Raw genomic sequence first — 5,762 nt, forward strand, 5'->3', positions numbered from 1 at the left:
AACCGCTTCGTCGTCGATCACAATCAGCAGCCCAAACCCTTCGTCTGGACCGCCGATCCAGACAAAATCATCGCCGCCGCTAACCGCGGGCACCAAGTGATGGAATCAATCCACTAGGAGCGGTGCAAGTCGTCGCGGTGCCCAAGTTCAGCTCCAGCTTTTCACAAAGGTCGACTCTTAGCGCGCGAGAGTCTTCACCAGCGGTGGGCAAATAATAGACGCGTACACCGCCATATTCCGAACGTGACAATGTATTCATCAAATCATCAGGATGATCAACGAGGGGGCGCGCCTTCCCCGATCTCGGATCCATAATATGAACTGCTTTCGCGGAGATCTCGGAGATTTCATCCCCAGCTTGGATAGAAGACAGTTTAATTCCCTTTTGCCAAATATGAAGGCGGTTTGGATCACATCCTGCTTCGAGTGCTATCTCTTCAAGTGACGCGCGGAGCGCCACGTGCTTCGCGTTTGTATTCGCTCGAGCGCTTGGTCCTATTCCTTCCCAACCAGCAACCAACTTGGGCGGGCATCGGTTGATAATTCCGTCCAAGTGATCAATCAATATTTAATCAGAAGAGTTTTTCCGTATTTCTCTAAAACAACCTACCACATGCTGGTCGTCAAACTTACTCCATTCGCCATTGGCGATCATGGAAATCATAGCCTTCGCTGAGCAAGAAAACTGATTCTGCGATAGGCAAGCTTTCAGACCGGTGACCAAGCTCCACTCCAAGCCAGACGCTGTTTTTTGAAAGGGAACTTGCACGTAGTCATAGTAGCGCGACACTAGAAGGTGATCAGCGGCTCGCATCGCTTTATGGCTGAAGCAGAACTGTCCAGAGCTATCCAACATAGCGCTTGCTGCGATAAACCGAATATCAACTGAGCCATAGGGCGCTCCGCTAAAATGAGCGGTCCGTCGCAGATAGTCGAGTCGATCACAGTCAAGGTCTGAGCTTATTATTGGCAGCAGGTTATTATCGGGGCCGGGTTGGAACACCTTCTCCAAAAGAGAGATGTCAAAGCTGTTTCTTTGAAAAACATCTTTGAGCTCTGCGTCGTGGGCAATGATCTGCGCGCTAAGTGTTTCATGGTCAAAGTGTGTAGGCAGGGGGGCGGATGAGGTCTCGTCAGCGCCCTCCGACGAATCTGAGGTGTTTGAGACTCCAGCAACGCCAGACTCAGAAAGCAACGAGGCAGCATAGAAATCTGCCACTACATGCTCGGTTGCATGAGAGAAGGGGTAGTGGCCAATATCGTGTAGCAGAGCCGCTAAGCGAACCGATTGAACAGTATCATCATCGATCGCATTGTCCGACGCGATTAGGGCGTCCAACATTATCCCAGCATTGTGAAGCGCGCCCAACGAGTGCGAAAATCTAGAGTAGTTCGCGCCAGGAAATACGAGGTGAGCTAGGCCGAGCTGCCTTACATTATGCAGGCGTTGAAAAACACGCGTTGATGTTACGTCTGATTCGAGTCGGCTGAGAGAAATAGCGCCGTGAACCGGATCGGTTACGCGCTTGTGGTGGAATCTCGTCACGCCTAAATCTATACCAAGCCGAACTGGCGGAGATGGTCAAAGCCCTGTTTGCTATATGCAATCAAGTGCGGTTTTGACGATCGCAACGTTACATCGGCTTCGGCTTCCGACTTCCTACTAATTTTAGTTAGGTAGTGAAGAGACGCCAATAATTCGTACCAGTGATGAACTGACAAGTTTACGTCAACAGGCTTTCGAAGCAGCCCCTGAACTTTGTTAAGCGCCTGCTTGGATGGAGTGTTCAGCTCAACGTCCGGCTTATCGCCAGCGGCGATTAAGTCTGCAAGTTGATATTAGTCTTGCGTCAGTGACGTCGAATAGGGTCTACGGAGATACCAGCTGTAATGGTACCCAAGATTAAGGCCCAATGCTTGCGTGAGATATACAGCCTTCTGCAAACGAAGACGTTCCGAGACGCTGGAGATATCCGAAGTCTCTCCAAGCTCGTTCAACACGAGCTTTAGTGCAGCAAGTCGCGCATCCATACTGCGTCCTCCATGTGGGGGCGTGTTCGATATATGTTCGCGTTCCGTGGCGCAAGCCTCGCTCTAAGGCGATTTTCCGAGTCTGACTACACTACCGTCGCGTGAAATCGTTACGGCTTTGATATCGTTAGTGCGCCTCGTCCCAGTTCTTCGCCGCCCTCGCCTCCACCACCAGCGGCACGGTCAGGGCCACCGCGGGCTCCGCCGCGCCCTCCATCACCCGGCGGATGACGGGGATGGCGGTCTCGGCCAGTTCGTCGGGGCATTCGAAGACCAGTTCGTCGTGGACCTGGAGCAGCATCTTCACCTCCCCCAGGCCGGCCGCCTCCAGGGCCGCCGGCATACGGATCATGGCGCGGCGGATGATGTCAGCGGCGGCGCCCTGGATGGGGGCGTTGATGGCGGCGCGCTCGCCGAACTGGCGTTCGGCGCCCGACTTGGAATGGATGGCCGGGATGTGGATGCGGCGGCCGAAGACGGTGGAGACGAAGCCCGCCTGGCGGACCTCGGCCTTCGTCGCGTCCATATAGGTGCGGATGCCGGGGAAGCGTTCGAAATAGGTCTTGATATAGGCGCCGGCCTCGCCCTGGTCGATGTTCAGCTGGGCGGCCAGGCCGAAGGCCGAGATGCCGTAGACGATGCCGAAATTGATGGCCTTGGCGCGGCGGCGGGTCTCGGGGTCCATCTGGTCGACGGGGACGCCGAACATCTCGGAGGCCGTGGCCGTGTGGATGTCGATCCCGGCCTTGAAGGCGCGTTTCAGCTCGGGGATGTCGCCGATATGGGCCAGCAGCCGCAGCTCGATCTGGGAATAGTCGGCGCTGATCAGGACATGGCCGTCGCGGGCGATGAAGGCCTGGCGGATCTGGCGGCCCGTCTCGGTGCGGATCGGGATGTTCTGCAGGTTGGGGTCGGAGGAGGCGAGGCGGCCGGTGGTGGCGGCGGCCAGCTGGTAGGAGGTGTGGACCCGGTCGGTGGCCTCGTCCATGGCCGCGACCAGGGCGTCGGTATAGGTGCCCTTGAGCTTGCTGAGCTGGCGCCAGTCGAGGATGGCGCGCGGCAGGGGGTGGGTCTCGGCCAGGGTCTCCAGCGTCGCGGCGCCGGTCTCCCACTGGCCCGAGGCGGTCTTCTTGCCGCCGCTCAGGTTGAGCTCGCCGAACAGCAGCTCGCCGATCTGTTTGGGGCTCGAGATCGCGAAGGGGCGGCCGGCGATCTCGTGGGCCTGGGTCTCCAGCTCGGCCATGCGCAGGCCGAACTCCGACGACAGGCGGCGCAGGCGGGCGGGGTCGACGCGGATGCCCTCCAGCTCCATGTCGGCCAGCACCGGCGGCATGCCGCGCTCCAGGGTCTCATAGACGGTCGCCAGCCCCTCGGCCGCCAGTCGGGGCTTGAGCAGGCGCCACAGCCGCAGCGTCACATCGGCGTCCTCGGCGGCGTAGCATGTCGCCGGTTTCAGCTCGACGTGCTTGAACGACTTCTGCGCCTTGCCGGTCCCCGCCACCGATTTGAACGGGATCGGGTCATGGCCCAGATGCAGCCTTGAGAGCTCATCCATCCCGTGCCCGTGCAGCCCGCCCTCGAGGACGTAGCTGATCAGCATGGTGTCATCGATCGGCGCGACCCGGATCCCCCGCCGAGCCATGACCGCCAGATCGTATTTCCCGTTCTGCACGACCTTGAGGACGGAGCGGTCCTCAAGAATGATCTTCATCCGGGCCAGAACAGCGGCCTTGTCCAGCTGATCCAGCGGCGGCCTCGTCTCGATCGCGTCCCCGAAATCCAGCCCGCCCCCGCCCGCGACCGGCTCGTGCTCATGGGTCAGGGGCACATAGCAGGCGTCGTTCGGCCCGATCGCCAGGCTGATGCCGCACAGCCCCGCATGGGTCGCCGACAGGGCGTCGGTCTCGGTGTCGAAGCCCACGACCCCCGCCTCGGTCGCGCGGGCGAGGAAGGCGTCGAGCGCCTCCAGGGTCTGGATGCAACGGTAGGCCTCATGGTCCACCGCCTGTTTCTCGACCCCCTCCGGAATGGCCTGGGGCGCATAGCGGGGCGAGATGACCGGGGCGGTCAGGGGCGCGGGCCGGGCGGGCGCGAAGGCCGACCCGTCGTGTCCCTCAAGCCTGCCGTCGCCGACCCGGCGCAGCAGCCCCCGGAACTCCATCGTCTCCAGGAAGGCGGCCAGGGTCGCGGGATCGGGATCGCGCACCTTGAAGTCGTCGATCGGCTCGGGCGCAGGGGCGTCGCAGGTCAGGGTGACTAGCTGGCGGCTGAGCAGGATCTGGTCCCTGAAATTGATCAGGGTCTCGCGCCGCCTGGGCTGTTTGATCTCCCCGGCCCGCTCCAGCAGGGTGTCGAGATCGCCGTATTCGTCCAGCAGCTGGGCGGCGGTCTTGGGGCCGATGCCCGGGGCGCCCGGGACGTTGTCGACGCTGTCGCCGATCAGGGCCTGCAGGTCGATCATCTTGTCCGGCGTGACGCCGAACTTCTCCATCACCGCCTCCTCGGCCAGGCGGCGATCCTTCATCGGGTCCCACATCACGACCGAGGGCCCGATCAGCTGCATCAGGTCCTTGTCGGACGAGACGATGACGCACTCGCCGCCGGCGTCGCGCACCTTGCAGGCATAGGTGGCGATCAGGTCGTCGGCCTCGTAGCCCGGCAGTTCGACGCAGTGGACCCCGAACGCCGCCGTCGCCTCGCGCACCAGCGGGAACTGGGGAATCAGGTCCTCGGGCGGGGCCGAACGGTTGGCCTTGTACTGGTCGTAGAGGGTGTTGCGGAAGGTCTTGTCGGAGTGATCGAAGATGGCGGCGAGGTGGGTCGGCCCATCGGCGCCCTTCATGTCCTTGAGCAGCTTCCACAGCATGTTGCAGTAGCCCTGGACCGCGCCCACCGGCAGGCCGTCGGACTTGCGCGTCAGGGGCGGCAGGGCGTGGTAGGCGCGGAAGATGTAGGCCGAGGCGTCGATCAGCCACAGCCGGACGGCGGGCCCGTCCTGCGTCAACGGGCGGTCGGTCAGGGGTTCTGTGGATTCGGGCGCGAGATCGGCATCGGACATGGCGCGAACATAGGCGGCGCGACCCGGCGCGTCACGATCCGAAACCGTCAGACACCGCCAGCTTGACCGTAAGGTCGGAAGGGCGTCGGGTGCGCCTGAACGGACGAGGAGGCGGGTCGTGAAGGTCAAGGGGTTCGTAGCGGTGGCGCTGGCCTATCCGGCGGCGGCGATTGCGGCAGGGTTCGTTGTGATGACCGGCTTCATTTTCGTGGCGGTCTTGAGCACCCTGACCAATGGCATGGCGGCGAGCGAGATCGGACGCGGTCTCTGGATCGCACCGGTGGCCTGGATCTACGCCATGGTCGTCTATCTGGTCGGCCTTCTGGTTATCGGCACGCCTGTCTGGCTGATCATGGCGCGGCAGAGCCGGGACACACGCCACCATGCCGTGCTGGCAGGGGCGATCCTGTCGGCGCTGGCGGGCGCGATTATCCTGTTCCTGCTCGGTGAACCTCCCGTGGCGTGGGAGCCCTGGGCCTTCGCCGCCTCCCTGGCCATTCCCGGAGCTGTGGCGGGATGGACCCTGCACCGCGTGGCCTACGGCAAGGCCGCCGCCTAGGTGGTGTGGACAAAGTGTCTGATCCACAGTCGGATGGATGCGACGACGACGAAGCCGAGGAAGCTGTCGGCGGTCTTGTCGTATCGGGTAGCCAGTCGTCGGCTGTGTTTGAGC

General features: G+C 61.9%; 3 protein-coding genes and 2 pseudogenes. 2 read left to right on the plus strand and 3 right to left on the minus strand.

The annotated features are described in order from the left end of the window. Positions 1–117 (plus strand): annotated as a pseudogene (locus ACP7A5_RS17675) (IS630 family transposase); the annotation flags it as partial. A 451-nt stretch (positions 118–568) separates the two neighbouring features. Here the strand turns inward: ACP7A5_RS17675 and ACP7A5_RS17680 are convergent. Both ACP7A5_RS17680 and polA read right to left on the minus strand, forming a co-directional pair. Beyond that, complete coding sequence (locus ACP7A5_RS17680) at positions 569–1,546, minus strand: HD domain-containing protein (protein WP_426043125.1); 978 nt, start codon at positions 1,544–1,546, stop codon at positions 569–571. Positions 1,547–2,158: 612 nt separating this feature from the next. After that, positions 2,159–5,089 (minus strand): DNA polymerase I, encoded by a 2,931-nt coding sequence (gene polA, locus ACP7A5_RS17685; protein ID WP_426043126.1) that lies wholly within the window; start codon positions 5,087–5,089, stop codon positions 2,159–2,161. 118 nt (positions 5,090–5,207) lie between these two features. Between polA and ACP7A5_RS17690 the strand changes: the two genes are divergently transcribed. After that, complete coding sequence (locus ACP7A5_RS17690; protein ID WP_426043127.1) at positions 5,208–5,648, plus strand: hypothetical protein; 441 nt, start codon at positions 5,208–5,210, stop codon at positions 5,646–5,648. Here ACP7A5_RS17690 and ACP7A5_RS17695 read toward each other — a convergent pair. Beyond that, a pseudogene (locus tag ACP7A5_RS17695) lies at positions 5,645–5,762 on the minus strand (IS5/IS1182 family transposase); the annotation flags it as partial. The gene ACP7A5_RS17690 and the pseudogene ACP7A5_RS17695 sit on opposite strands and share 4 nt — an antisense overlap.

This window comes from Brevundimonas sp. TWP2-3-4b1, from assembly GCF_049897665.1.
Taxonomy (GTDB): domain Bacteria; phylum Pseudomonadota; class Alphaproteobacteria; order Caulobacterales; family Caulobacteraceae; genus Brevundimonas; species Brevundimonas subvibrioides_B.

Excerpts from the sequence above, each read along its gene's own strand:
- polA (WP_426043126.1), bottom strand. The coding sequence starts at position 5,089 with ATGTCCGATGCCGATCTCGCGCCCGAATCCACAGAACCCCTGACCGAC.